The organism is Curtobacterium sp. MCPF17_021 (genome assembly GCF_003234605.2).
GTDB lineage: Bacteria > Actinomycetota > Actinomycetes > Actinomycetales > Microbacteriaceae > Curtobacterium > Curtobacterium flaccumfaciens.
On the sequence record NZ_CP126252.1, the window covers coordinates 2,815,649 to 2,842,621 of the forward strand.

24 protein-coding genes are annotated in these 26,973 nt (G+C 71.4%); 11 read left to right on the forward strand and 13 right to left on the reverse strand.

Annotation, left to right across the window (positions count from 1 at the left end):
* Positions 1 to 28: 28 nt before the first annotated feature.
* On the reverse strand, positions 29 to 2,140 hold the full coding sequence (locus DEJ29_RS13265) for an alpha-galactosidase (protein ID WP_111095783.1): 2,112 nt from the start codon (positions 2,138 to 2,140) through the stop codon (positions 29 to 31).
* Positions 2,141 to 2,265: 125 nt separating this feature from the next.
* The gene (locus DEJ29_RS13270; RefSeq protein ID WP_111095782.1) at positions 2,266 to 3,249 is read right to left on the reverse strand and encodes a magnesium and cobalt transport protein CorA; all 984 of its coding nucleotides are present in this window, start codon (positions 3,247 to 3,249) and stop codon (positions 2,266 to 2,268) included.
* Between the two features lie 153 nt (positions 3,250 to 3,402).
* Here DEJ29_RS13270 and DEJ29_RS13275 point away from each other — a divergent pair, with 153 nt between their 5' ends.
* Positions 3,403 to 4,212 carry a TspO-related membrane protein gene (locus DEJ29_RS13275; protein WP_111095794.1) on the forward strand — a complete coding sequence of 270 codons (810 nt, stop codon included), beginning with the start codon at positions 3,403 to 3,405 and terminating at the stop codon, positions 4,210 to 4,212.
* A 166-nt stretch (positions 4,213 to 4,378) separates the two neighbouring features.
* Here the strand turns inward: DEJ29_RS13275 and ald are convergent, their stop codons facing one another.
* The 3 genes from ald to DEJ29_RS13290 form a co-directional block, all read right to left on the reverse strand.
* Positions 4,379 to 5,479 (reverse strand): alanine dehydrogenase, encoded by a 1,101-nt coding sequence (gene ald, locus DEJ29_RS13280; protein ID WP_111095781.1) that lies wholly within the window; start codon positions 5,477 to 5,479, stop codon positions 4,379 to 4,381.
* 140 nt (positions 5,480 to 5,619) lie between these two features.
* Positions 5,620 to 6,579 carry a helix-turn-helix transcriptional regulator gene (locus DEJ29_RS13285; RefSeq protein WP_111095780.1) on the reverse strand — a complete coding sequence of 320 codons (960 nt, stop codon included), beginning with the start codon at positions 6,577 to 6,579 and terminating at the stop codon, positions 5,620 to 5,622.
* Between the two features lie 48 nt (positions 6,580 to 6,627).
* Entirely contained in the window at positions 6,628 to 7,590 is a 963-nt protein-coding gene (locus tag DEJ29_RS13290) for a sugar-binding transcriptional regulator (RefSeq protein WP_027466231.1), read from the reverse strand.
* Positions 7,591 to 7,782: 192 nt separating this feature from the next.
* On the opposite strand from DEJ29_RS13290, the gene DEJ29_RS13295 reads away from it, so the two are divergent.
* A complete protein-coding gene (locus DEJ29_RS13295; protein ID WP_111095779.1) occupies positions 7,783 to 9,516 on the forward strand; it encodes a glycerol-3-phosphate dehydrogenase/oxidase in 1,734 nt (577 codons plus the stop codon).
* Between the two features lie 73 nt (positions 9,517 to 9,589).
* Here the strand turns inward: DEJ29_RS13295 and DEJ29_RS13300 are convergent, their stop codons facing one another.
* Positions 9,590 to 10,246 (reverse strand): histidine phosphatase family protein, encoded by a 657-nt coding sequence (locus tag DEJ29_RS13300; RefSeq protein WP_042538188.1) that lies wholly within the window; start codon positions 10,244 to 10,246, stop codon positions 9,590 to 9,592.
* 28 nt (positions 10,247 to 10,274) lie between these two features.
* Positions 10,275 to 10,397 (reverse strand): type B 50S ribosomal protein L36, encoded by a 123-nt coding sequence (ykgO, locus tag DEJ29_RS13305; RefSeq protein ID WP_017888460.1) that lies wholly within the window; start codon positions 10,395 to 10,397, stop codon positions 10,275 to 10,277.
* A gap of 45 nt (positions 10,398 to 10,442) precedes the next feature.
* Between ykgO and DEJ29_RS13310 the strand changes: the two genes are divergently transcribed.
* The gene (locus DEJ29_RS13310) at positions 10,443 to 11,471 is read left to right on the forward strand and encodes a GTP-binding protein (RefSeq protein WP_111095778.1); all 1,029 of its coding nucleotides are present in this window, start codon (positions 10,443 to 10,445) and stop codon (positions 11,469 to 11,471) included.
* A gap of 233 nt (positions 11,472 to 11,704) precedes the next feature.
* Here the strand turns inward: DEJ29_RS13310 and DEJ29_RS13315 are convergent, their stop codons facing one another.
* On the reverse strand, positions 11,705 to 13,237 hold the full coding sequence (locus tag DEJ29_RS13315; protein WP_111095777.1) for an MFS transporter: 1,533 nt from the start codon (positions 13,235 to 13,237) through the stop codon (positions 11,705 to 11,707).
* Between the two features lie 191 nt (positions 13,238 to 13,428).
* On the opposite strand from DEJ29_RS13315, the gene DEJ29_RS13320 reads away from it, so the two are divergent.
* A complete protein-coding gene (locus tag DEJ29_RS13320; RefSeq protein ID WP_111095776.1) occupies positions 13,429 to 13,953 on the forward strand; it encodes a DinB family protein in 525 nt (174 codons plus the stop codon).
* Between the two features lie 193 nt (positions 13,954 to 14,146).
* Here the strand turns inward: DEJ29_RS13320 and DEJ29_RS13325 are convergent, their stop codons facing one another.
* Entirely contained in the window at positions 14,147 to 15,109 is a 963-nt protein-coding gene (locus DEJ29_RS13325; RefSeq protein ID WP_071405045.1) for a sugar-binding transcriptional regulator, read from the reverse strand.
* A gap of 115 nt (positions 15,110 to 15,224) precedes the next feature.
* Between DEJ29_RS13325 and DEJ29_RS13330 the strand changes: the two genes are divergently transcribed.
* From DEJ29_RS13330 to DEJ29_RS13345, 4 genes are all read left to right on the forward strand, one after another.
* Positions 15,225 to 15,707, forward strand: coding sequence for a ribose-5-phosphate isomerase (locus DEJ29_RS13330; RefSeq protein ID WP_111057823.1), 483 nt, complete (start codon positions 15,225 to 15,227; stop codon positions 15,705 to 15,707).
* Positions 15,708 to 15,787: 80 nt separating this feature from the next.
* The gene (locus tag DEJ29_RS13335; protein ID WP_146248396.1) at positions 15,788 to 16,864 is read left to right on the forward strand and encodes a LolA family protein; all 1,077 of its coding nucleotides are present in this window, start codon (positions 15,788 to 15,790) and stop codon (positions 16,862 to 16,864) included.
* A 38-nt stretch (positions 16,865 to 16,902) separates the two neighbouring features.
* Entirely contained in the window at positions 16,903 to 17,880 is a 978-nt protein-coding gene (locus DEJ29_RS13340) for an ABC transporter ATP-binding protein (RefSeq protein WP_111095793.1), read from the forward strand.
* Positions 17,867 to 18,727: an ABC transporter permease gene (locus DEJ29_RS13345; protein ID WP_027466217.1), complete on the forward strand. Its 861-nt coding sequence runs from the start codon at positions 17,867 to 17,869 to the stop codon at positions 18,725 to 18,727. Before DEJ29_RS13340 ends, DEJ29_RS13345 begins: the two co-directional genes overlap by 14 nt.
* 61 nt (positions 18,728 to 18,788) lie before the next feature.
* On the opposite strand, the gene DEJ29_RS13350 is transcribed toward DEJ29_RS13345, so the two are convergent.
* The 4 genes from DEJ29_RS13350 to DEJ29_RS13365 form a co-directional block, all read right to left on the reverse strand.
* Complete coding sequence (locus DEJ29_RS13350; RefSeq protein ID WP_051596869.1) at positions 18,789 to 19,850, reverse strand: NADP-dependent oxidoreductase; 1,062 nt, start codon at positions 19,848 to 19,850, stop codon at positions 18,789 to 18,791.
* Positions 19,851 to 20,026: 176 nt separating this feature from the next.
* Positions 20,027 to 20,959 carry a metallophosphoesterase gene (locus DEJ29_RS13355; protein ID WP_111095774.1) on the reverse strand — a complete coding sequence of 311 codons (933 nt, stop codon included), beginning with the start codon at positions 20,957 to 20,959 and terminating at the stop codon, positions 20,027 to 20,029.
* A gap of 25 nt (positions 20,960 to 20,984) precedes the next feature.
* Positions 20,985 to 21,326 (reverse strand): L-rhamnose mutarotase, encoded by a 342-nt coding sequence (locus DEJ29_RS13360; protein ID WP_071247715.1) that lies wholly within the window; start codon positions 21,324 to 21,326, stop codon positions 20,985 to 20,987.
* Positions 21,323 to 22,678, reverse strand: coding sequence for an MFS transporter (locus DEJ29_RS13365; protein WP_214540720.1), 1,356 nt, complete (start codon positions 22,676 to 22,678; stop codon positions 21,323 to 21,325). The genes DEJ29_RS13360 and DEJ29_RS13365 overlap by 4 nt, the downstream gene beginning before the upstream one ends.
* A 247-nt stretch (positions 22,679 to 22,925) precedes the next feature.
* Here DEJ29_RS13365 and DEJ29_RS13370 point away from each other — a divergent pair, with 247 nt between their 5' ends.
* The 3 genes from DEJ29_RS13370 to DEJ29_RS13380 all read left to right on the forward strand — a co-directional run bounded on the left by DEJ29_RS13370 (position 22,926) and on the right by DEJ29_RS13380 (position 26,973).
* Complete coding sequence (locus DEJ29_RS13370; protein WP_111095773.1) at positions 22,926 to 23,936, forward strand: LacI family DNA-binding transcriptional regulator; 1,011 nt, start codon at positions 22,926 to 22,928, stop codon at positions 23,934 to 23,936.
* A gap of 43 nt (positions 23,937 to 23,979) precedes the next feature.
* A complete protein-coding gene (locus tag DEJ29_RS13375) occupies positions 23,980 to 25,083 on the forward strand; it encodes a LacI family DNA-binding transcriptional regulator (protein WP_111095772.1) in 1,104 nt (367 codons plus the stop codon).
* Positions 25,084 to 25,653: 570 nt separating this feature from the next.
* Complete coding sequence (locus DEJ29_RS13380) at positions 25,654 to 26,973, forward strand: ABC transporter substrate-binding protein (protein ID WP_111095771.1); 1,320 nt, start codon at positions 25,654 to 25,656, stop codon at positions 26,971 to 26,973.

The following is a 26,973-nucleotide window of genomic DNA, read 5'->3' on the forward strand; positions in this document are numbered from 1 at the left end:
CCAGTCCGGGTGCCCCGACCACCCGCCGTCAGACGGCCGTCACCCGGAACGGCACCACGCAGTCGGCCGGCATGAGCGGTGGCTGCAGGCCGACGGTGCCGAGCACCCGGCCGCTGAACACCCGCGGGCCGGACCACCAGTCCGGTCGCACCAGGTCGTGGCCGTCGCCGATGACCACCGGGTCGACGCGGTACGCCGTGTCGGGGTCGAGGTCGCGGAAGGTGACCCGGCCGGTGCCGGAGACCTCGGAGCGGCCGATGCTGGCGAGGAAGAAGACGGCCTGCTGCCGGTCCGGCGCGACCGTGCCGTACACGAGCCGTGCGTCGTCGATCTCGTCCGAGCGCACCAGGTCGCCGCCGTGCAGGAGCGGGCGGAGCTCGCGGTACAGCGCGATCCACTCGGTCAGTGCGGCGGACTCGTCGGCGGTCGCGCCGGCCAGGTCCCACTCGATGCCGAGGTGCCCGACCAGCGCCGTGCCGGCACGGAAGGCGAGGTCGTGGACGCGACCGGTCGTGTGGTTCCGGCCGCTCGCGATGTGCGACCCGAGCAGCTCCGGCGGCAGGAGCTGCTGCGTCCACCGGTGCATCTGCTGCCGCTCCAGTGGGTCGATGTCGTCCGACACCCACACCCTCGCGGTGTGCTCGATGACGCCGAGGTCGACCCGACCGCCACCCGACGAGCACGACTCGATCTCCAGCGACGGGAACCGCTCGCCGAGCGTCGCCATCAACCGGTACGCGGCGAGGGTCTGCTCGTGGACCGCTGCGCCACCGCCCGGGAACCCCGCCTCGACGAGGTCGCGGTTGTGGTCCCACTTCACGGCGTCGACCGCGTACTCGCCGATGATCGCCGTCATCCGTTCGAGGACGTGGTCGAAGGCCTCGGGGATCGCCAGGTTGAGCACCTGCTGGTCGCGGGACCGGGCGGGCAGCCGACCGTCCGCCTGCAGGATCCACTCCGGGTGGGCGCGCGCCAGGTCGCTGTCCTCGTTCACCATCTCGGGTTCGAACCACAGGCCGAACTCCATGCCGAGCGCACGGACGCGGTCGACCAGGGGGCCGAGTCCATCCGGCCAGACGCCCTCGTCGACGTACCAGTCACCGAGGCCGGCGTGGTCGTCGCGGCGGCCACGGAACCAGCCGTCGTCGAGCACGTAGCGTTCGACGCCGAGGGCCGCGGCACGCTCGGCGAGGTCGACGAGACGGGCCAGGTCGTGGTCGAAGTACACGGCCTCCCACACGTTGATCGTCATCGGGCGGGGCGTCGTCGGGTGCTGCGGGCGGCTGCGGAGCCAGCGGTGGAACCGTCGGGCCTGGTCGTCGAGGCCGTCCCCGTGGGCGAAGTACACCCACGGCCCCTCGTACGTGGCGCCGGTGCCGAGCCGGACCTCGCCGGGCAGCAGGAGTTCGCCGCCGCCGATGACCTGGCGGCCCGTGGCGAGCCGTTCGGCGTGGTGCCGGTGGTTGCCGCTCCAGGCGGTGTGGACGCCCCAGACCTGACCGTGGGCGAAGCCGAAGCCCGGCTCCCCCACCGTCAGCACGGTCGCGGCGTCGGTGCCGGTACGGCCCTTCCGTCCCTCGCGCAGGTGGGTCCCCACGACGAGTTCGCGGCGCTGCGGGGTCCGCTCCTTGCCCCAGCGGCCGGCGAAGTCCAGGATCTCGCGGGCCCCCGACGGGATCGGCATCGCGAGCGTCAGGTCGTCGACGGTGTAGACGCCGTCGGCGGTGTTCGTCACGCCCGCGCGGGCCCGCACGAGCCCGGAGCCGAGCATCTCGATGGTCACCCGGACGGTGAGCCCCGCGGTGGTGTCCCCGGCGTCGGCCGTGACCGCGGAGTCGGTGACCGCGAGCGACGTCACCGTGAACGCCGGCGACCAGTCGGCGCCGTCACGGTGCCCGGCGAGCCCCGGACGACCGCTCCAGCCCCGGTGTGGCTCGGGCAGCACCGACAGGCGGACCGGGTCGTCCATCTCGTTCGGGGACACCGGGGTGACGTCGGCGTCGGCGAGGGCCGTCAGCGCGTCGGTGTCGAGCGGTCCGAGTGCCGCTCCCCAGTGCACGACGGCGGGGAGCGCGTCGTCGCGGCAGTCCAGGACGAGCGAGACGCCACCGGCGGTCAGGTGGATGAGTTCGTGCGGCATGCGGGCTCCAGTCGGCGTCGTTGCACGTCAGAGCTTTCCGGTCCGGGGCCGTCCGCTGCAAATCCGGCTGCGGCGCGGCTCCGGTTGCGGCTCAGCCCAGGCTGCGGCGCGGCTCCGGTTGCGGCTCAGAACCAGCGCTTGACCTTGAACACCACGTACAGGATCGCGGCGAACAGGACCATCGCGACGATCGACAGCGGGTACCCCCACGTCCAGCCGAGTTCGGGCATGTGCGTGAAGTTCATCCCGTAGATCGCGGCGATGAGCGTCGGCGCGAACAGGATCGCCGCCCAGCCGGAGATCTTCTTCGTGTCGTCGTTCTGCTTCTGCGCCGCCAGGGTCGAATCGACGGTCAGGGCGTTCTGCAGCAGCTGCCGGAACGTGTCGAGGCGTTCCACCACCCGGATCGCGTGGTCGAGGACGTCGCGGAACCGCCGCTGCATCTCGATCGGCAGGTGGTACTTCTCGGCGCCGCGGTGCAGGTTCTCGATCATGTAGACCAAGGGACGCGCCGCTCGCTGGAAGTCGACGACCTCGCCGAACAGCTCGTACACGCGCCGGGACACCCCGGCCTCGCCCGAGAACAGCTGGTCCTCGATCTGGTTGATGTCCTCTTCGAGGCCGTCGATCACCGGCACGTAGCCGTCGACGATGGAGTCCATCAGCGCCCAGAGCTGCGCCTGCGGGCCGACGGTCACCAGCCCCGGCTTGCCGCTCAACCGCTGCAGCGCCCGGGGAACGGTCTGCCTGCCGCGGGGGTCGGCCTTCACGACGGCGAGGAAGAAGGTCTCACCGACGAAGGCGTGCACCTCGCCGAACGCCACCTCTTCCTGCTGGTCGTTGTACAGCGCCGGCTTGAGCACCACGAACAGCGTCGAGCCGTAGCGCTCGAGCTTCGGTCGCTGGTGCCCCTCGGCGGAGTCCTCGACGGCGAGTTCGTGCAGGCCGAGGGCGACCGCGACGTCGCCGAGTTCCTCGGCGTCGGGCTGGTGCAGGACGATGCACGCGCTGGCACCCTGTTCGTCGAGCATCCGGAAGGTGTCGTCGAGGGACGGACTCGCGATCGGTGCGATCCGGTCGATGTAGACGGTGTTCAGTTCGACGCTCACGCGCCCACCGTACGCAGGGTGGCCGGTCTCCGGCCTGGAGGCCCGTGGCGGCCCCGCCACACGCCCCGCGTCCTGCCTGAACGTGCGCTGCACGACCGCCGCCACCGGCCGCCTACGGTGCAGGTCATCAGCATGCTGACGAAAGGGACCGTCATGAAGAGGATCTGGAAGCGCATCGCGGTGGCCGTGAGCGCGGTCGTCGCCGTCATCGGCGCGTACGTGGGGTCGGGCGCTGCCGGTGGCACGCCCATCCAGGACGCCGCCGGTGGCGCCCTGTCGGCGTCCTCCACCGCGATCGCCCCGGACGGCCCGGCCTTCTCGATCTGGAGTGTCGTCTACGCCGGGCTCATCGGCTACGCGGTCCTGCAGCTCTTCCGCACCGCGAACGACGAGCGGCACGAGCGGCTGGTGGTGCCGGCGGTGCTCTCCCTGCTGCTCAACGCCGCGTGGATCCTGTCGGTGCAGTTCGGGTTCCTGTGGGCGAGCGAGCCGATCATCGTCGCCCTGCTCGTCGTGCTGATCTGGACGTTCACGATCCTGCGCCGCACCCCGTCCCGCGGCGTCGTCGACGCGATCCTGACCGACGGCACGTTCGGGCTGTACCTGGGGTGGGTCTGCGTCGCGACGGCCGCGAACACCGCTGCGGTGCTGACAGCAGCGGGCTTCCGGGGCTTCGGACTCGGGCAGGACCCGTGGGGCGTGGTCGTCGCCGCCGTCGCCGGGCTCGTCGGGGTCCTCATCGCGCTGTGGGGCCGGGGACGCCTGGCACCCATGGCCTCGGTCGCGTGGGGTCTGGCGTGGGTCGCCGTGGCCCGGTTCGAGGGACCGCTCGTCTCCGTGCCGACGGCGGTCGCGGCCGTGGTGGCTGCGGCGGCCGTGGTCGTCGTGACCGTGGTGGTGCGTGCCCGCGCCGGCTGGGTCGGCGGGCGTGCCGGTCGGGCGGCGGCCCCGGTGGCCGCCTGACGCGCGGCTACCTGCGCGTCAGGCCCGCGAAATCGACAGTTCCCGCGGCCTCGCACCCGTCCGGGCCGCGAAAGCGACAGTTCCCCGCCGATGTTCGGCGGGGAACTGTCGCTTTCGCGAAGTGGGCGGCCGGACAGCCCGACGCCCCCGGCCTCAGCGCGAGGAATCAGCGCGCGGATGCGACCAGGCCGTGCGCGGCGGCGACCGCGGCGTTCGTGACCCGGCCGTCGTGCACGTTCAGGCCGCCGGCGAGTGCGGGGTCGGCCTCGAGCGCGGCCTCCCAGCCACGGTCGGCGATCGCGACGGCGTACGGCAGCGTCGCGTTCGTCAGCGAGATCGTGCTCGTGCGCGGAACGGCGCCGGGCATGTTCGCCACGCAGTAGTACACGGTGTCGTGCACGGCGAACGTGGGGTCGTCGTGGGTGGTCGGGTGGGAGCCCTCGAAGCAGCCGCCCTGGTCGATCGCGATGTCGACCAGCACCGAGCCCGGCCGCATGTCGGCGACCATCGCGTCGGTGACGAGCTTCGGCGCGGACGCCCCGGGGATGAGCACGGAGCCGATCACCAGGTCCGCGTCGCGCAGGGCCTCGGCGATGGCGTGCGCCGACGAGCGCAGGGTCGTGACGCGGCCGTCGAACCGGGCGTCCAGGGCCCGGAGCCGCGGCAGGCTGATGTCGAACACCGTGACGTCGGCGCCCATCCCGAGCGCCATCGTCGCGGCGTGCTCCCCCGCGACGCCGCCGCCGATGACGACCACGCGGCCCTTCGGCGTGCCGGGGACCCCGCCGAGCAGCAGCCCGCGCCCACCGTTCGTGCGCATCAGGTGGAACGCGCCGACCTGGGCGGACAGTCGCCCGGCGACCTCGGACATCGGCGACAGCAGGGGCAGCGAGCGGTCCGGCAGCTGCACGGTCTCGTAGGCGATCGCCGTCGCACCCGAGTCGACGAGCGCGTCGGTCAGCGGTCGGTCGGCGGCGAGGTGCAGGTAGGTGAAGAGCACCTGGCCCGGCCGGATCATCGGGTACTCCGACGCGACCGGCTCCTTCACCTTGAGGATCAGCTCGGCACGCTCCCACACCTCGGCCGCGGTGTCGACGATCGTGGCCCCGGCGGTGCGGTACTCGTCGTCGGAGAAGGCCGAACCGGCCCCGGCACCGGCCTGCACCAGCACCTGGTGGCCGTGCGACCCGAGCTCGGCGACACCGGCGGGCGTGGCCGCGACGCGGTACTCGTTGTTCTTGATCTCGGTGGGGACGCCGATGCGCATGCTGACTCCTTCGTGGGCGGTGCGTTCGTCCCGTCCATTGAGCACCGGATTCGCCCACAGCAGCACTGAGCCGAACATCCGGACAGCGGCAGCGCGATCCGTGTCACGGAATTCGGCCGAACAGACCCCGGCGCCGTCGGTCAGCGCCCGCGCAGCGACTCGCTCGGCAGTTCCCCGAAGCGGCTGCGGTAGGTCGCCGAGAAGCGCCCGAGGTGCCCGAAGCCCCACGTGCGCGCGATCTCGGCCACCGTCGTCTCGTCCAGGCCACTGCCGACCAGGTCGGTCCTGGCGCCGTCGAGTCGTACGCCGCGCAGGAGTTCCCCCGGCGTCTGGTCGAGGTGCCGGCGGAGGGACTGCTGCAGCCCGCGCGGGCTGAGACCCGCCGCCGCCGCGATGTCCGGGGTGCCGATCGCTTCCCGCGCGTGCTCGTGCACGAACTCGAGCGCTCGGCGCAGGCGGTCGTGCTCCGGGCCGCTGCCGGACACCGTCGCTCGCCACTTGTTGCGCTGCGGGAACGCTCGGATCGCCGCGGTCGCGAAGGCTTCGGCGATGTCGTGCTGCACCACCGGGCTCATCGACCGGTCGACGTCGAGCCACGTGGCCGAGTACTTCCGCACCACCGACCGCCACAGCGCGATGCCGTCGGCCGTCGGGCGGCGCATCGGCTCGAAGGCGAAGTCGTCGTCGCCGGCCACGGCGCGGACGAAGTCGCGGTCCAGGTGCACCAGGTTCAGGGCGATGTCGCGGTGGTGCAGCGCGTACGGCTCGGCGAAGGGCAGCACGACGGGCACCCCGGCCTCGAGCTCGTACGTCTCGCCGCCCGAGGTGATCCGGCTCGAGCCGCTCCGCATCCAGGCGACCAGGAACTCGTCGTCGACCTGGCTCTCGCTCCGCAGGTCGACCATGAACCGTGACGAGCGCAGGGACATCCGCTCGTCACCGACGCCGGCGAAGTCCCAGTGGGCGTTCTCGTGGGTGCGACGGACCAGTGGTGCGCGGAAGTCGTAGTCGCCCGTGAAGAACGCGAGCGCCTGGTCGACGTCGCTGCCGACCATCCGCCGGAAGTACCGCTGACCGGGCTGTTCGAGAGAAAGCACCATGGTCGAGAACCTACGACGGGCCACCGACAAACTGCGTCAGGTCCTGACTCAGGGCTGCAGGATCGCCTGCCCCACGCTCTCGTCCAGGATCAGGTCCGTGATGAGTCCGGCGGCCAGCGCACCGCGCAGTGAAGCCGCCTTCGACCGCCCGGCGACGACGCAGACCCGCCGTGGCGCGCGCTTGATCGTGTCGAGGTCCGGAGCGCCGGCCCGCGCGTTCACCCCGATGTCCTTCCACGAGCCGTCGGCCCGGTAGAACACCGTCGAGACGTCCCCGACGACCCCCGCCTGCGTGAGCTCGTCACGGTCCTCGGGGTCGAGGTACCCGCCGGAGTACACGTGCGAGGGCACCGGGGCCTGCGGGGCACCGACACCGAACACCACGAGGTCCATCCGCTCGTGCAGGTCGAGCACACGGCGGATCGAGCGCTCCCGGAACAGCGCTTCCTTCGTCGCGGGGTCGTCGAAGAACGCCGGCACCGGGAACTGCTGCACGAACGCCCCGTAGGCCTCGCCGAACCGGCGGAGGATCTCGGACGCGTAGACGATGCCGGTGGTGCGGGTGTTCGCAGCGCCGTTGATCTGCACGATCGTCGATCCGTGGGTCGTCTTCGGCACCAGGTAGCGGCTGACCGCGCTCACCGTCGAGCCCCACGAGATCCCGATCACCATGTTCGACTCGACGTACTGCGTCAGGATCCGGGCGGCGGACAGGGCGACCCGCTCGAGCCGGTCGACGTCGCTCGTGTGGTCCGGCACCGGGACGACGTGCGCGTGCACCCCGAAGCGGGAGCGGATGCTCCGGCTCAGCGCAGCGGCCTGGTCCAGGGGCGAACGGATCTGGATGTCGACGAGCCCGGTGTCCCTGGCGTACTTCAGCAGCCGCGACACCGACGAGCGCGAGGTGCCGAGTTCGTCGGCGATCGCGTCCATCGTCAGGTCCTGCAGGTAGTAGAGGTGGGCGGCGCGCAGCGCCTGCTGCGTGCGCATGGGCTGAGCCGCATCGCTCATGGTGCTCCGATCTGTCGAACGCAACCATGCACGGACGTGCAGGGCCTCTGCAACCCCTGCCGCGCCTCCTGACCGCCGTGTCGGGCCTGGACGACACGTGTGCTGCACGTTCGTGCACGCGAGTTGCCCGCCCTGTCGAACGAGCGCACGATCGATCCTGACCCCACGAACAGACGAAGGAAGCGACGAACCATGTCGAAGAAGACACAGCCCCGGAACACGGTGACCGCCCTCACCGAGCGCCCGAACGCGCAGGTCCTCGTCGTCGGCGGCGGCATCAACGGCATCGCGACGTTCCGCGACCTGGCGCTCCAGGGCGTCGACGTCGCCCTGGTCGAGCGTGGCGACTACGCCTCCGGCGCCTCCGCGGCCTCGAGCCACATGATCCACGGCGGCATCCGCTACCTGGAGAACGGCGAGTTCCGCCTGGTGCGCGAGAGCGTGCAGGAGCGCAACGGCCTGATCCGCATCGCCCCGCACTACGTCAAGCCGCTGCAGACGACCATGCCGATCTTCTCGACGTTCTCCGGCATCATGAACGCCCCGCTGCGCATGCTGACGCACAAGCAGCGCTCCACCAAGGAGCGCGGCGCGATGCTCATCAAGATCGGCATGACGATCTACGACTCCTTCTCGCGTGACGGCGGCTCCGTCCCGAAGCACGTCTTCCGCACCAAGAAGGCCGCGCTCGAGGACATGCCCGCCCTCAACAAGGACCTGAAGTACACGGGCACCTACTACGACGCGAGCGTGCACGAGCCCGAGCGCCTGGCCCTCGACGTCCTGAAGGACGGTCTGGCGGCGGGAGCCGACAAGGCACGCGCGGTCAACTACGTCGAGGCAGCCGGCACCCGCGACGGCGGCGTCCTGCTGCGCGACCGCGAGACCGGCGACGAGTTCGTCTTCACCGCCGACGTCGTGATCAACGCCTCCGGCCCCTGGACCGACCTGACGAACGAGGCGTTCGGCGGCGAGACGAAGTTCATGGGCGGCACGAAGGGCTCGCACATCGTCGTGCACAACGACGAGCTGCTCGAGGCCACCAAGGGCCGCGAGCTGTTCTTCGAGAACGACGACGGCCGCATCGTCCTCATCTACCCGCTCAAGGGCCGGGTGCTCATCGGCACCACCGACATCGACGCCGACCCCGCGAAGCCGGTCACGACGACCGACGAGGAGATCGACTACTTCTTCGGGCTCGTGAAGCACGTGTTCCCGCAGATCGACGTCACCCGCGACCACATCGTCTACAGCTACTCCGGCATCCGTCCGCTCCCCCGCCACGAGGACACCGCCCCCGGCTTCGTGTCCCGCGACTACCGGATCGTGGACACCCAGATCGCCGGGCTGCCGAAGTCGACCGTGCTGTCGCTCGTCGGCGGCAAGTGGACGACCTTCCGTGCTCTCGCTGCACACCTGTCCACCGAGGCGACGACCAAGCTCGGCATGAGCCGCAAGGTCGACACCACGGGCATGCCGATCGGCGGTGGCAAGGAGTTCCCGACCACGGACGCCCAGCGTGCCCTGTGGATCAAGTCGCACCGCGACGGCCTGGACGAGTCCCTGGTCGAGGGGCTGCTCGAGCGCTACGGCACCCGTGCCGCCGAGGTCGTGGACGTCCTGACCGACGGCCCGGTCGAGCCACTCGAGTCCGACCCGTCGCTCACCCGCGCCGAGGTCGCGTACTTCGCCCGCCACGAGCAGGCCGTCCACCTGGTCGACGTCGTCCTGCGCCGCACGAACCTGGCGTTCGTCGGCGGGGTGACGATCGACCTGCTCGACGAGCTGGCCGACGTGCTCGCCGAGGCGCTCGGCTGGACGACCGAGGAGCGCGCGGACGAGGTCCAGCGCACGCTCGACGTGCTGCGCGAGTCGCACGGCGTGATCGTGCCGCTGACGTCCGCATCGGCTTCGCAGCTCGCGTAGTCGACGCGTCCGACAACGGACGGGAGGCCCGGTACCAGCTGGTACCGGGCCTCCCGTCCGTCCGCTGGTCGCGTCAGAACCGCTCGCCGGTGGGATCGAGCGCCGTGCGGTCGATGAGCTGGTCGCCGCCGACCGGCTCGCCTTCCCAGTCGACCAGGCGCCAGCCGTCGGCGAACGAGCCCTCGAGCTCGACGATGCCGGTGTTCTCCAGGTGGCGCTTCGTGCCGAAGTGGTCCGGGGTGTTCTGCGCAGCTGCGCTCGCCCACGTGCGGATCGCGGCACCGTGGCTGACGGCGGCGGCGACCGCGACCCCGGTGGCCTCGATCTGCCGGACGGCGTCGTCGTAGCGCTCGAAGAACTCGACGCCGCTCTCGGCACCGGGCATCCGGGTGGTGCGGTCGCCGCCGGACCAGCCGTGCACGGTGGAGATGTAGGTCTGCACGGACACCTTGTCGCTCTTGCCCTGGGTGTCGCCCGCCTCGATCTCGCGCAGGCCCGGCAGCACCACGGGCTCGAGGCCGAGCGAGGTCGCCAGGGGCGCCGCGGTGATCTGCGTGCGGACCATCGACGACACGAACAGTCGCTCGATCCCCCGGTCGGCGAGCGCTGCGGGCAGGGCGTCGGCCTGCTGCTGCCCGAGCTCGGTCAGCCCCGGTCCGGGCACCACGGCATCGAGGATGCCGTGCACGTTCGCGGGGGTCTGGCCGTGGCGGATGAGCAGCAGTCGCATGCCGCCACCCTACGGACCGCCGCTGACGTCAGCCCTGCCGGGTGTTCCAGCGGGGGTTCTTCTTGTTGATGACGTAGACGCGACCCCGGCGTCGGACCACCTGCGAGCCGGGGATCTTCTTCAGGGCCTTGAGGGAGTTGCGGACCTTCACGACGAGCCTCCTTGTTGATAACGGTTTTCAGTTACAGTAGCGGACATGCGTGCTGCTGCCATCACCCTCGTCACCGCCCTGCACCAGGTCGACGCCGACCGCGTCGCCGCCCGGATCACGGACGGACACCGGATGCACGTCGCCGGGAGTGCCTTCGCCACCGCCCGCGCCGTGGCCGACCGGGCCGACCAGCTCGACCGGGTCTGCGGGCCCGACGCGGGCCACGGGCTCGTCGTCACCCTGCACCCGGGAGCCGATGCCCGAGCGGTCGGCATGCTGCTCGCCAACGCGGCACGGTCCGAGACCGGCGACGACCGGGTGCTGCGGCACGTCGTCGGGGTGCTGCGGGCCGACGACGTCGCGCACCTGCTGTGGTCGGACGTCGACGACGCGTTCGTGGCCGCGGACCGGATGGCCGCACTCGTCGAGTACGCGACGGTGATCGCCCTCGACCGCATCGAACCGCTGTCGGGCCGTCGGCGTCGGGCGCTCGTGTCACTGCTGCACCGGATGGCACCCCAGGCCGTGATCGTCGCCCTGCCCGCGATCCGGAGCGCCGCCGACCTGCCGGCCTCGAACGGTGGAGCCGCGCGGGTGCTCGCCACCGGTGCCGGCTGGATGCGGGCGCTGTCGAGCGGCGCGGACACCGGGCGCGAAGCCCGCGATGCCCTGGTCTCGATGCGCTACCGGGAGCCGCTGCCGTTCCACCCCGGACGACTGTCGTCCGTCATCGCCGAGGACCTGTCCGCCGGCGTGAACGGCCGCGTGCTGCGGTCGCGGGGGTTCTTCCGCCTGGCGTCCCGGCCGGACCACGTCGGCTCGTGGTCGAGCTTCGGGTCGATGCTCGCGCTCGACCCCACCGCGAACCCGTCGTGGGACGCCGACGCCCCGATCGGGCAGGCGCTGTGGTTCGTCGGCGAGCAGCTCGACGTCCGGGCGATCGAGCGGGCGCTCGACGGGGCGCTGCTCACGCCGTCGGAGCTGCTCGCCGGGCCGGACGTGTGGCGCGGCTGGCCGGACCCGTTCCCGGTGTGGCCCGCGGTGGACCCGGCGTCGGAGCACCGGCACGAGTGAGGCGGCGGCGCGGGCGCGGGAGGCTGCGCACTCGTCTTGCGACAGAGCACGAGTCGATCGACGCGTGCATCGTCGCCTCATGCGCAAACATCCGCTCCGTGCGCATGGTGCGACAGAACGCGCGTCGATCGACGCGTGGATCGTCGCAGTGTGCGCACGCACGGACGGGAGGCGCGGTGCGGGTCGGACCCGCACCGTGCCTCCCGTCCGTGGTCACGTCGACAACCGCAGCGTCACCGCACCGGCGACGCCTCCCGCGCTGCAGCCTCCCGCGCAGCGGCAGCCGCCGCGTCCTGCGCCGCGAACGGCAGGTCACCGAGGTCCAGGTGCGGGTTCGTGTCCTGCGTGAGCACGAGTTCCTTCGCCTCGTCCTCGGTCTCCACCGCCGGCATCGACCCGGGCAGCGGGCGCTGCGAGGACTCCTTCATGCAGAAGACACCGATCGCTCCGACGACGCTCATCGCCATCAGGAAGTACGCCGGCGCGAGCTCGTCACCCGTCGCGGTGAGCAGCGCCTGCACGATCAGGGGCGTGGTCCCACCGAACACCGCGATCGCGATGTTGTAGGCGAAGCCCATGCCGCCGTACCGCGTCGAGGTCGGGAACAGCGCCGGCAGCGACGCAGCCTGGTTCGACACCCAGAGCGCGGTCATGAGCGCGAGGAGCCCGAGGCCGGCGAGCGTCGACCACTGCGCCCCGTGCCCGATGAGCATGAATGCCGGCACGACGAGCACGACGGTGGTGGCGGCACCGATCCACATCACGACGCGGCGGCCGAGGCGGTCGGAGAGCTTGCCGGTCAGCGGGAGCATCACCGCCAGCAGCAGGAGCACCGGGATCGTCAGCAGCGTGCCGTCGATGGCGGAGTACCCGAGCGAGTCGGTCAGGTACGTCGGCATGTAGGAGGTCAGGGCGTAGCCCACGGTGTTCGACGCGGCGACGAGCATGATCGCGATGACGATCGGGCGCCAGTGCTGACGGACCATCGCGACGACGTTGGCCGGACGCTCACCGTCGAAGGACGCACGGGACTCGGTCGTGGCCTCCTGCGCGGCCTGGGTCGCTTGGAACACCGGCGACTCCTCGATGCGCAGACGGAAGTAGATGGCCACGACGCCGATCACACCGGCAGCGAGGAACGGGAACCGCCAGCCGTAGGCGGTCATCGCCTCGTCGCCGAGGGTGAGCTGCAGCACCGACACCACCGTGGCACCGAGCGCGAAGCCCAGGTAGCTGCCGAAGTCCAGGATGCTCGCGAAGAACCCACGACGGCGGTCCGGGGCGTACTCCGTGACGAACGTCGTCGCCCCGGCGTACTCACCACCGGTCGAGAAGCCCTGCGCGAGCTTCAGCACGACGAGCAGGATCGGGCCGAACACGCCGATCGTCGCGTACGCGGGGAGCGCCCCGATCAGGAACGTCGACGCCGCCATCATGATCAGCGTCGTCGCGAGCACCTTCTGCCGGCCGATCTTGTCGCCGAGGCGTCCGAACACGATGCCACCCAGGGGCCGTGCGATGTAGGTCGCCGCGAACACCCCGAGGCTGAACAGGATCTGCACCGAGGGTTCGGCCGTCGGCAGGAACACCTTCCCCATCGTGACGGCCAGGTAGCCGTACACACCGACGTCGTACCACTCCATGGTGTTGCCGACGACCATGCCGCTGACGGCTCGTCGCATCATGCTCTTGTCGACCACGGTGACGTCGCTCTCGCGCAGCCGTCGGTGCGGTCGGGGGTGGGTACTGCTGGGGTCGGAACCCATGCATCGCTCCTCGAGAAGATCGGTGGGCCGTCGGGAACCGGCCCAGAACAGCGAGCGACGTTACCGAGCAACCGAAATGTCATTGGCCGGTGATTCTCAGGGAACGGCGTGTCACCCGAACGGGGGCCGCCGCCGATCCGCACCAGTCCGGCGAACCCGGAAGCTGAGTAACGAGGCCATAACATCGGCCCATGGCAATCGAACCCGAGACGAAGAACTGGACGTGGGTCATCGAGTCCGCGTGTCCCGAGTGCGGCTACGACGGCAGCGCGGTGACCGTCCGCGACGTGCCGGGCATCATCGACGAGAACACCGCCGGGTGGCCCGCGGCCCTCGGGCGCCACGACGTGCGCGACCGCCCGGACGACCACACGTGGTCACCGCTCGAGTACGGCGCCCACGTGCGGGACGTGCACCGGAAGATGGCGGAGCGCCTCGAGCTGATGCTCACCGAGGACGCCCCGACGTTCCCGAACTGGGACCAGGACGCCACCGCCGTCGAGGACCGTTACGGCGAGCAGGACCCCGCGGTCGTCGCTCGGGAACTGCGGGAGTCCGCAGACCGCGCGGCCCGGGCCTTCGCGGCGGTGCCCGACGAGGTGCTCGAGCGCACCGGGCTCCGGTCCGACGGCAGCGCCTTCACCGTCGCGACGCTCGCCACCTACTACGCGCACGACCCGGTGCACCACCTGTGGGACGTGCGGCGCACGCTCTAGGCGTGGGGACCGCCGGCCTGGAGGCGCGGTGCGGCCCCGCCCCGCGCCTCCAGGCCGCCGACGGTCGCCCCGCACCCGGCCGTACCTGCCAAATCCGGGCGTACCTACCGAAACCGGGCGTACCTGCCACGAAGAAACGACCAGGTATGCCCGAATCCACCCGCCATCGCACGCGTGATGGGAAGGATCGCGCTCAGGCGAGTGCGTCGAGCACGGCGCGCGCCGTCGCGGCGTCCGTCACCAGCTCGTTGACCAGACCGCCCCGCACCGCGGCCACGATGCTCGTGACCTTGGCGCTGCCCACGGCGACCCCGACCGCGTGCGGCACGGTCGACAGGATCTCGCGCGAGGTCCGCACCATCCGGTCGCTGCCGGGGAACTCGATCGGTGACCCGTCCGCGGCGTAGAAGTTCAGGCAGACGTCTCCGGCGGCACGGTCGAACGCGACGTCCTCGACCGGGATGCCCCGGGCCAGCGCGTCCCGCGTGTGGGTCGGCGCCCCGATGCCGAGGATGGCGCCCTTCGCCCGGCTCCACAGCCCGACGACGTGCTGGAACGCCGGGTCCTCGTCGAGGGTGGACCGCATCACCGGGGACGGCAGCGCCTGGGCGAACAGGAACGCCGGGATCGCGCCGGAGTGCTCCGCGGCCGTCCGGGTGATCTCGTTCGTCTGGAACCACGGCATCGGGTCGGCCTGCCCGCCCACCGTCGGGACGAGCTGCACCCCGGGCATGGTCGGCATGCCGGACCGTGCGACGTCGTAGACGGTGCGGCCGGACGACATCAGGACGGCGTCGCCGGGGACGAGTCCCATGCCCTCGACCGCGGCGGCCAGTGGTGCGGCCAGGTCGGCGCCGAGCGTGGCGGCGTGGGTGACCGCGGCGAGGTGGACCGCGCGGAGCCCGAGCACGACCTGCAGCCGTTCGGCGAGCGCCACGGTCTCGTCCTGGAACGGGTCGACGACCTCGATGCGGACGAGTCCCGCCTTGCGGGCCTCGGCGACGAGCCGCGAGACGGTCGGCCGTGAGACACCGAGGCGCGAGGCGATCTCGACCTGCGTGGCGTCCTCGAGGTAGTACATCCGCGCCGCCTGGTAGACGGTGTCCAGCGGGAACCGGGTGCGGGCTCCGTCCGGGGTGGGGGTCTCGGCCGACATGGTGCGATGCTACCGCCACGCACAACGCAGAAATTGTGTGCTGGACAGATGTCCACGGCCGTCGCAGACTGGTTCGGGAGCGCCCGGAACCTCGGGGCGCGGGAGGAGCACAGACATGACGTACCGTCTCGTGATCGGGTCCGACGACGCCGGGTTCGACTACAAGGAGATCATCAAGGCCGACCTGCTCGCCGACGAGCGGGTGTCCGACGTGCGGGACGTCGGCGTCGACGCGGACGGCCACACCGCGTACCCGCACGTCGCCGTCGACGCCGCACGACTGGTGGCGAACGGCGAGGCCGACCGGGCGATCCTGATCTGCGGCACCGGACTGGGCGTGGCGATCAGCGCCAACAAGGTGCCGGGCATCCGCGCCGTCACCGCGCACGACTCCTACAGCGTGGAGCGCTCGGTCCTGTCGAACGACGCCCAGGTCCTCTGCATGGGGCAGCGGGTCGTCGGCATCGAGCTCGCGCGTCGTCTGGCGAAGGAGTGGCTCGGCTACGAGTTCGACCGTTCAAGTGCCAGCGCCGAGAAGGTCAACGCCATCTGCGAGTACGACGGCAGTGCGCCCGCCGGCGTCGACGCCCAGGCGTAGTCCCCCGCGCAACGCCCAGCTGCCTGTCGGGGGCCGGACGTACCGTACCGACGACTCCAATGCTCCACGAGGGGAACCCGATGAAGAAGTCAGCCTGGCTGCCAGCCGTCATCGCACCGGTCGTCGTCGCCGGCGCCGTTGCCGCGCCGATGATCGCGAACGCCGCGAACGACCCGATCGCGGGGACGAACCCCAGCGCGGCGGCCGTCATCGCCAGCATCGCGAAGTCGTCGGACGCCCAGTACTCGGGGAAGCTCTCGCAGACGAGCGCACTCGGGCTCCCCGAACTGCCCACCGGGTCCGGCGGCTCCTCGCTCGAGGGCGACGCCTCCGACGTGCTCGGGCTGCTCACCGCATCGCACACCGCCCGGGTCTACGTCGACGGCCCCGACAAGCAGCGCGTCCAGCTGACGCAGCAGCTCGCCGAGCAGGACGTCGTCCGCAACGGCTCGGACGTCTGGACCTGGGACTCGAAGGAACGCACGGCCACGCACGTGACCTTGCCGAGCGACACCGCGAAGGACCCGCAGGGCGGCACGACCACCCCGGCCGACATCGCGAAGCAGGCCATCGACGCGATCACCCCGACCACCACTGTGTCGAAGCCGACCGAGGTCAGCGTCGCCGGACACGACGCCTGGCAGATCACCCTCACGCCGAAGTCGTCCGACACCCTCGTCGCAGCCGTCCGGTTGGCCGTCGACCAGCAGACCGGTCTCCCGCTCCGTGCGAGCGTCCAGGCCGCCGGCGCGGACGACCCCGCGGTGCAGGTCGGGTTCACGAGCCTCGACTACGGCTCCCCGGCAGCCCGGCTCTTCGACTTCACCCCGCCGTCGAACGCGAAGGTGACCGAGAAGGACCTGTCCGAGGCCGGATCACACGCGAAGGGCGAGCACGGCGACCACCGTGGCACCCCGAACGGTGACGAGCCGACCTTCACTGGCACGGGCTGGAGCACCATCGCCGAGCTCCCCGCCGGCACGGTCGACCGGTCCGGGCTCGAGGGCGAGGCCTCCGGCCTGCTCGACCAGCTGACGAAGCCCGTCGACGGCGGCCGTGCCGTGCAGACGTCGCTCGTCTCGGTCTACCTGACCGACGACGGCCGCGTGCTCGCGGGTGCCGTGCCGGTCGCCTCCCTGGTCGACGCCGCGAAGTGAGCGCGGACGACCACGGGGTGCGCACAGCCGACCACGAGGTGAACTCAGCCGACCATCAGGCGAGCACGGCCGGGCCGGCACCCGACCTGGCGATCCGCACCACGGGCCTCCAGAAGGTGTTCCGCAAGCAGCGTGCGGTCGACGGGATCGACCTGGCGGTGCCGCGCGGCGCGGTGTTCGGGTTCCTCGGGCCGAACGGTTCCGGCAAGACCACCACGATCCGGATGCTGCTCGGGCTCTCGAGCGCGAGCGGCGGCACCATCGAGCTGCTCGGCGAACCGATGCCGAAGGCGCTGCACGAGGTGCTGCCCCGCGTCGGCGCGCTCGTCGAGGGGCCGGCCTTCTACCCGTACCTGTCCGGCCGGGCGAACCTGCAGCGCTTCGACGCCGCCGACCCCACGTCGGACCCGCGCACCCGCAAGGCCCGCGTGGCCGGTGCCCTCGACCGCGTCGGGCTGACCCACGCGGCGGACAAGAAGGCGCACGCGTACTCCCTCGGCATGAAGCAGCGACTCGGTCTCGCGAACGCCCTGCTGTCCCCCCGTGACCTGCTGGTGCTCGACGAGCCGACGAACGGCCTCGACCCCCAGGGCACGCGCGAGGTCCGCAACCTCATCCGCTCCCTGGCCGACGACGGCACCACGGTGTTCGTGTCGAGCCACCTGCTGGCCGAGATCGAACAGGTCTGCACGCACGCAGCCGTCATGCGGACGGGCAAGATCGTCGCGCAGGGCCCCCTCGACGAGCTGCGCGCAGCAGGGGCCCGGACCGTGACCGTGCGGACGCCTGACGTCGGGCAGGCCGGTACTGTCCTCACCCGACTCGGGCTCACCCCGCGGCACGACGGCGGGGCCGACGTGCTGGTGGCCGACCTGCCGAACGAGCTGCTGCCCGAGACGATCACCGCGGAACTCGTGCGCGCCGACGTCCGGGTCCGCGGCCTGACGGTGGGCGGCGGCACCCTCGAGGACCTGTTCGTCGCACTCACCGGAGAGGGATTCGATGTCGCAGCCTGATGCGGCCGTACGCGACCTGCCCGTCCGCCGCCGGCAGCGCCCGTTCGCACTGCTCGGTTCCGAACTCGCGCTGGTGTTCCGGCGCCGCCGCACCTGGGCGATGCTCGGGGCACTCGCGCTCGTGCCGATCCTGATCGCGGTCGCCGTGAAGCTCACCACCGACGGCGACGACGGCGGGCCGGCGTTCCTCGGCGACATCACCAACAACGGCCTGTTCGTGGCGTTCACCGCACTGACCGTGTCGATCCCGCTGTTCCTGCCGCTGACCGTCGGCGTGGTCGCCGGTGACACCGTCGCGGGCGAGGCCAGCCACGGCACGATCCGCTACCTGCTCGTCGCACCGACGGGCCGCGTGCGGTTCATCCTGGTGAAGTTCGCCGGTGCCGTCGCGTTCTGCCTGGCCGCGACGCTGCTGGTGGTGCTGGTCGGTGCGGCTATCGGCGCCGTGCTGTTCCCGATCGGCCCCGTCACGCTGCTCTCCGGCACCCAGGTGGGCGGCTGGTCGTACGCCGGCCGTGCCCTGCTGCTCGCGCTGTACGTCGCGATGTCGATGCTCGGGCTCGTGGCGATCGGCATGTTCACGTCGACGCTGACGAACGTGCCGGTCGGCGCGATGGCCGCGACGGTCGTGCTCGCCGGGGCGTCGCAGGTGCTCGATCAGCTCCCCCAGCTCGACTGGCTGCACCCGTTCCTGTTCTCGCACCAGTGGCTCGGGTTCGGCGACCTGCTGCGCGACCCGATCTCGTTCGACTCGTTCGGGTCGAACGCGGTGCTGCAGCTCGGGTACGTCGTGGTGTTCGGGGCGCTGGCGTACAGTCGGTTCGCCTCGAAGGACATCCTGAGCTGACGCGGCAGGGGCCCGACACGAAGGTGTCGGGCCTCTGCAACGCTCAGCTCGTTCCGCTCGCTCAGCTCGCGGGCGACGCCGATCCGCCGGCCATCGTCTCCGTGTCGGTCCCCCGAGCGTCGGCGTACCGGTCGCGCAGGTCACGGGCCTTCTCGGAGCGGTACCAGTCGAGCCGCGCCCCGGTCTCCACGGTCTGCATCCCGATCACGACCTTACCGCGGGACTTCATCTCGGCCAGGTCCTCGTACGCCTCGACGATGTACTCGAACGGGTAGAAGCCCGAGATCAGGACCTGCACGCGGCGGTCCTGCACGGCCTTCGCCAGCAGGGTGAGCAGCTCGCGCGTCTCCTCGTCCTCGGCGGGTGCGCGGAGGAACCGGACCTCGATGTCCCGGCGCTCCTCCGACGACACGAACCGCTCCTGGCCGACGCCGAGCCGTTCGGCCAGCAGCTCGGCGTTGCTCTCGCCGTGGTTGTCGATGAACGCGGTGATCGGCCGGCCGTCGGCGATGTCGCGGATGCGGTCTTCCTCGCCTTCGCCGTAGGCGACGGGCAGCGTGCCGATCTGCCGCAGGTAATCGTGGTTGCGAGGGCTGCCGAGGGCGATCACGGTCGCGCCGGCGTCGTGCGCCAGCTGGCACTCGATGTGTCCGACGCCACCGGCTGCGGCCGAGATCACGACGGTGTCCTGCGGTCCGAGCCGGAGCGACCGGACGACCGACACCGCGGTGCAGCCCGCCAGGTACAGGCCGCCGGCGACCTCCCACCCGACGTGCTCCGGCTTCTTGATGACGGCGCCGCGCGGCACCGCGATCCACGTGGCGTGGGCGCCGCCGGTCGGCGCGTGCCCCATCACCTCGTCGCCGATGCGGAGGTCCTTCACGCCGTCGCCCCGCGCGCGCACGATGCCGGCGAAGTCGACGCCCTGGTGGGCGGGGAACTCGAGGTCGACGTGGTCGCGGAGCTTCCCCTCGCGCAGGAACCGCTCGATGTGGTTCAGGCCCGCGGCCACGATCTCGACGACGATCTCGCCCGGTCCGGCCTCGGGCTTCTGCTGGGGGACGAGCTCGACGACGTCGAAGTCGCCGTACCGGTCGTACTGCACTGCACTGCCGACTCGCATGGGTGCTCCTTCGCTCCAGGTGTGCGTCCGTGCTACTCGGTGTTCCCGCACGCAACCCGAAGACGTGGGGTACCGCGGCTGTGGACGTGACCAGACGACGGACTGGAGGCCGTGGCGGCGCCGCCACGGGCCTCCAGGCCGCCGTCACGCACGTCCACCGCGCGTGGGGACCGGGCTCAGTGCTTGCCGGCCGCCGCGATGACGGCGCGGACCGTCTCGGGGTCCAGGCGGAACGCCCGCGGGTCGGCGTCGCCCCGGGGCACGCGGACCGGTGTCGACCAGACCGAGCCGTCCGCGGCGACGTCGACGACGAGTGCGCCGCTGTCGACGACGGCCGATTCCTCGTCGTACGGGCCGACGACGTCGGTGTCGTTCGCGACACCCGGGGCGACGAGGACCGGGACGCCGGCGAGTGACCCGGCGAAGTGGTGGTGGTAGTGGCCGGCGAGGACGACCCGCACGTCGGAACCACGGATGACGTCGGAGAGCGCCTCGGGATTCTGCAGGCGGAGGGCCTCGTGCAGCTCGGTCGGGGCGGGCAGTGGCGGGTGGTGCAGGACGACGACGGTGCCGTGCGGGGCGTCGTCCGGGCCGCTGTGGGCGTCTTCGGCGAGGGCCGTGCGCAGGTGCTCGAGCGCCGTGTCGCTGAGCTCGCCGTACCCGGCACCCGGGACGCTCGTGTCGACGGTCACGATCCGTCGACCCGCGACGACCGACTGCCCGGAGACCGGCACCGTCGGCGGCAGGTACTCCAGCGTGTGCATCAGCGCCGTTCCGCCCTCGCCCAGGACGTGCCCGTTCGCCAGGACCTGCCGGAAGCCCTCGCGCAGGTCGTGGTTGCCGGGCACCGCGACGACGGCCGCACCGTGCCGTTCCGCCCAGCCGCCGACGCGGTCCCGCACGATCGCGTAGGACTCCGGGCTGCCGTCCTCGGAGACGTCGCCCGAGACCACCACCAGCCCGATGCCGGGCACCGCGTCGACGTGGGCGAGCAGCCGTTCGAGGGCGGCCGTGGTGTCGACCGCGCCCTGATGCAGGGCTCCGTCGCCGGTCAGGTGGGTGTCGGAGAGGTGGAGGATGCGGAGGGTCCCGGCTGCTGGCGGCTGCATGCGTCCACGGTAGCCACGGTCCCCGTCAGTCCGGTGCGGCGGCCAGCTGGTCCTCCAGGTTGAACACCTCGGGCAGCACCCGCGCCGTCTGGTCGGCGCGCCCGGTGGCCCCGGCGAAGAGGTCCTGCATGTGCGCCTCCCACGCCGTGGCCACCTCGGACGCGGCGAGCGCGGCGTCCGCATCGGCCACCGAGTCCGTCTCGTAGTACCCGATGAGCAGTCCGTCGTCGTCGAGGAACAGCGAGTAGTTCCGCCGCCCCGCCGCCGCGATCGCCCGGAGCATCGCCGGCCACACGGCGGCGTGCCGCTCGCGGTAGGCGTCGAGCAGCTCGACCTGCACCTGCAGCCGGAAGCAGACGCGGGTCACCGTCCGGCCTGTTCGCGGCGCCGCTGCTCGGCGTCGTGGACGGTACGCTCGTCGGCGGTGCGGACCGTCCCGGTGACCGTGGTGACGGTGCCGTAGCGCTCGGCTTCGATCGCCTCGAGGGTCTTGCCCTGGGTGCGCGGTGCCCAGATCGTGCCGACGAGGAACGACAGCGCGAGGAGCCCGAGGATCAGGCCGCCGAGGGCCCGCAGCCCGATGTCCGACAGCAGCAGCGGGAACCAGATGCTCAACAGGCCGACCATGACGCGGGCGGCCAGGAACAGCACGCCCTGGGCGCTGGCGCGGTACCGGGTGGCGAAGAGCTCGCTCGTCCAGAGGCCGTAGAACGCCTGCGCGCCGATGCCCGACGAGATGCCCCACGCCACGGCGAAGAACAGCAGGGTGCCGAGGTTGGCGGGCGCGTAGATGAGGACGGCCCACGCGATGATCGCCAGCACGGCCCCGGCGGCGTAGAGCGCTCGGCGGCTGACCCGGTCGGCGTACCGCATGAAGCCGAAGTACGTCGCGGCGACGGTGCAGCCCCAGACCAGGATCTGCAGTCCGTACTGCTCGGTGACGCTCGTGACCCCGGTCGCCGCGTACACCCGGGGCTGGAAGATGCCGGCCTGCCCCGCGACGGTGTTCCAGAGCGCGTAGACGCCGAACAGGAACAGCATCGCGGTCAGGTTCTTCCGGCGGCTGAACAGCTGCGTGATCCCGTGGAAGAAGTTCGCCGTGCCGGTGGCCGCGCGCTCGTCCTTCCAGATCGCCGACTCGGGCAGCCCGCGGCGGAGCCACCACACGATGGCGGCGACGACGAACAGGTGGGCGAAGATGAGGCGGCTCCCGAGCAGGCCGAGCGGGGCGGCGGCGATCGCCAGGGCGAACCCGACCATCGGCCCGATCGACCACGCGAGCTGTGCCGTGCCGACGTGGGCCGCGCGCTTGTCCGCAGGGGCCTGCTCGGCGATGTAGGTCCAGCTCGCCGGCACACCCGCACCGACGGCGATGCCGGTCAGGATGAAGCCGACCAGGAGCATGCCGTAGCTGCCGGCGAACACCGCGAGCAGGATGCCGAGCATGTAGAGGAGCAGGTCGTACGTGTAGATGAACTTGCGGCCGTACCGGTCGCACAGCGGTCCGCCGACGATCGCGCCGAGGGCGGCACCGAAGGCGTTCGCGGACAGGCTCGCGAGCAAGCCGACCTCGAGGTCGCCGATCCGGAACTCGGCCTGCCAGAGGCTGAGGCTCGTGGCGATCGCGATGATCGACCCCGACTCGATGTAGTTCGACATGGCCACCGAGACGGTGGCCTTCCAGCCCGTGGTGTTCCGGGCTCCGATGCGGACCGCCATTGGTCCTCCGTTCGCGTGTTCGTCGGTGAATCGTTTCAACGGGACGACGAGGACGATAGCGCTCCGGTGTGCGCGCTGGCAAGAGCGGGTTCGCGAGGCCGGTCCTCGCGCCGCGCGCGGGCAGTCGACGCGACCACCCCACGGACGGGAGGCCCGGCACCGGCCCGCCCCGCGCCTCCCGTCCGCGTTTTCCACAGATCACGGCGCGGGCCGACCGCGCGGACCGCGCCGATGCCAGGATGGCCACATGGCGGTCAGTGTGCGAGAGGTGGCAGCGCTCGCGGGCGTGTCCCTCGGCACGGTGTCGAACGTGCTGAACCGCCCCGACAAGGTCGCTCCCGGCACGGTGGAACGCGTGCAGTCGGCGATCGCGACGCTCGGGTTCGTCCGCAACGACTCCGCACGGCAGCTCCGGGCCGGACGCAGCTCCACCGTCGGGCTCATCGTGCTCGACGGCGGCAACCCGTTCTTCACCGACGTCGCCCGCGGTGCCGAGGACGCCGCGATGGACAACGGCCTCGCGGTCCTGATCGGCAACTCGGACGAGTCGACCGACCGCGAACACACCTACGTCGACCTGTTCGAGGAACGCCGAGTCGCCGGACTCCTGATCTCCCCCGCGGGCGACGACCTGTCGCGCCTCGCACGACTGCGCGACCAGGGCACGGCCGTGGTGCTGGTGGACCGGCGCGCCGACGACGAGCAGTTCGCCTCGGTCTCGGTCGACGACGTCGCCGGCGGCCGCATCGCGGTCGAGCACCTCGCGGCGATCGGTCGCACGCACGTCGCCTTCGTCGGCGGTCCGTTCGGCATCCGCCAGGTCGCCGACCGGCACGCCGGGGCGGTCGCCGCCGCACAGGCCGCGGGCATCCGGCTCGAAGCGCTGCCGACCACCTCGCTGTCCGTGCTCGAAGGGCGCCGCATCGGCGAAGCGATCCAAGCGCGGCCGGCCGATGAACGCCCGGACGCCGTCTTCGCCGCCAACGACCTGCTCGCGGTCGGTCTCGAACAGGCCTTCATCATGCGCGGCACCATCGCGGTGCCCGAGCAGATCGCCATCGTCGGCTACGACGACATCGCCTTCGCCGAGTCCGCCGTCGTTCCGCTGACGTCGGTGCGGCAGCCGGCGCAGGACCTCGGTCGCCGCGCCATCGAACTCCTCACGAAGCAGGTCGAGCAGGGGCAGGACATCGACCTCGAGCACGTGGAGTTCACGCCGGAGCTCGTGGTGCGGCAGTCCTCCGTCGCCGACGCGTAGGACACGGTCCGGGCAGGGCTCCCCCGCCGCCTACGATCAGAGCATGGTGCATGTCCCCCGGCGCGACGGTCCGCCGAGCGTGCACCACGTCGCAGCCCGGGCCGGGGTCTCGCTGGCCACGGTCTCGAACGTCCTGAACCACCCCGAGCGGGTCGCCGACGCCACGGCCGAACGGGTGCGCGACGCGATCGACGAGCTCGGGTACACGCCGAACCGCAACGCCCGGGCCCTGGTGTCCGGCAGCACGCGGGCGATCGGCCTGGTCGTGATGTCCCTGCGGAACTCCCTGTTCAGCGACATGGTCAACGGCGCGCAGCTCGCCGCGCGGGACCTCGGTTTCACCCTGCTGATCGCCAGCAGTGAGGACGACCTGCAGGCGCAGGGCGAACACCTCGCCTACCTCGAGAGCGCCCGGGTGTCGGGGATCCTGCTCGCCTCGATGACGGAGTCCCGCGACCAGGTCGAGGTTGCGCGGCGTCACGGCCGACCCGTCGTGTACGTCAACTACGAACCGACCGAGCTCGACGCGTGCGCGGTGGTCGTGGACAACGAGCAGGCCGGGTTCCTGGCGACCGAGCACCTGATCGACCGCGGCTGCCGACGCATCGGGTTCGTGAGCGCCCGTCCGGACCTGCAGCCCGTCGACCGCCGACGGGCCGGCGTGCTGCGGGCCGTCGCGGCGCACCCCGGGGTCGTACTCGTCGACGTCGACGCCGGGGACATCGACCCGCCCGGAGGCACCGACGCCGGGCTCCGCATCGCCCGGATGCCCGAGGACGAACGCCCCGACGGGGTACTGGGTGTGACCGACCTGCTCGCGATGGCCGTCGTCTCCGAACTCCGGGCCGCCGGGATCCGCGTCCCCGAGGACATCCCCGTGTCGGGCTGCGACCACAACTCCGTGGCGTGGGGTGGTGCGGTGCCGCTGACCTCGGTGACGATGCACGGCTCGGAGATGGGTGCGGCGGCGGTGGAACTGCTGCTCGAGGAGCTCACCGACCCGATGCACGTACACCGGACCGTCGTGCTCGGCAGTGAGCTGGTACCGCGAGAGAGCACGCTCGGTCGCGAGGGCGCGGCCGCAGCAGCCGCCGCCGCAGCCGTCGCGGGCACCACGCCGAGCGACCCGAGGCGCACCGAGGCCTGACCGGCGGCGGACCAACCCGCGAAAGCGACACATCCGCGGGTCGTCGCTGCGTCCGGTCCGCCAGAGCGACAGATCGGCGCGAACGTTCGGCGGCACACTGTCGCTTTCGCGGACAGTGGGCAGCGGGCCGCGGCAGCGGGCTGCGGGCAGCGGGCAGCAGGCAGCGGACTGCGGGCCGGGCCGGCGCGCACGAGGCGACGCGGGCCCGCGGACGCGACAGGACACCGGATGGGAGGCGCGGGGCGGGGCCGGTACGGGCCTCCCGGCCGGCGGGCGGCGCGACCACCGCACGGTGCAGCACCGCGCGTCGGCTCGGTGCGAGATTCCGCACTCCGTGCGAGCCCGCGCGCCCGTCACCGAGTGTTGAACCTCCCACCGAACGACGAACGAGCGAGCGAGCCTGCGGGATCGCGTAACGAAATCGGCACAGCGATTGACACGCTTCAATCCTCGTGGTTCGATCCTGATTGAAACGTTCTAAAACGCAGTAACCGGACCCCGCGACGGCGCGGGATCCGGGTCCGTTTCACCCGGGGTACCCCAGCCCCGGGCCTTACGAGGAGGTAAGGAATGTCAGTTCGTTCCGTGACCAAGCGCGCGATCGCCATCGGCGGCGCGACGGTCCTGATCGGCGGGCTCGCAGCGTGCTCGTCCGGCGGCCCCGCCGACGAAGGCGGCGGCAAGGTCGAGATCACCTACCAGGCCGACAACGCCCCGGCCACCGCGGCCACCGCGAAGCCGCTCATCGAAGCCTTCGAGAAGGCCAACCCCGACATCACCGTCAAGTTCGACACCCGGCCCCAGGGCACCGACGGCGACAACCTGATCAAGACCCGCCTGTCGACCGGCGAGGCCGCCGACGTCTTCAACTACAACTCCGGCTCGCTCATGCAGGCACTCAACCCGGACAACACCCTGGTGGACCTGTCCGACGAGAAGTGGGCGAGCGACGTCGACCCGCAGTTCACCAAGGTCGTCAGCACCGACAAGGGCATGTACGGCGCCCCGTTCGGCACGAGCTTCGGCGGTGCGGTGCTCTACAACACGAAGGTCTACGACGACCTCGGCCTGAAGGTCCCGACCACCTGGGACGAGTTCATCAGCAACAGCGAGAAGATCAAGGACGCCGGCGACGTCGCCCCGATCATCCAGACCTACGGCGACACCTGGACCAGCCAGCTCTTCGTCCTCGGCGACTTCGCGAACATCACCGCGCAGGACGACAAGTGGGCGGACGACTACACCGCCAACAAGGAGTCCTACGCCGACGAACCCGCTCTCGCCGGGTTCGAGCACCTCGCCGAGGGCAAGGACAAGGACCTCTACAACGAGGACTACGCCTCGGCCACGCAGGCGAACGGCCTGAAGATGCTGGCCGACGGCACCGGCGCGCAGTACCCGATGCTCACGAACGCGATCTCGGCGATCCAGCAGGACTCCCCCGACGCCGTCGACGACATCGGCGCGTTCGCCCTGCCGGCCGAGGACGCCGCGGACACGAACCTGACGATCTGGGAGCCGAACGGCCTGTACATCCCGAAGACGACCACCGGTGACAAGCTGGCGGCCGCGAAGAAGTTCGTCGCCTTCGCGAACTCCACCGAGGGCTGCCAGGTGCAGAACGACACCGGCACCCCCGCCGGCCCGTACGTCATCTCGACCTGCTCGCTGCCGGACGACGTGCCCCCGATGATCGACGACCTGCAGCAGTACCTGGACGACGGCAAGGCGAGCCCCGCGCTCGAGTTCCTGTCCCCGATCAAGGGCCCGAACCTCGAGAAGATCTGCGTGCAGGTCGGCTCGGGCATCACCACCGCGAGCAAGGGCGCCGACCAGTACGACGACGACGTCGTCCAGCAGGCACAGCAGCTCGGCATCAAGGGCTGGTGA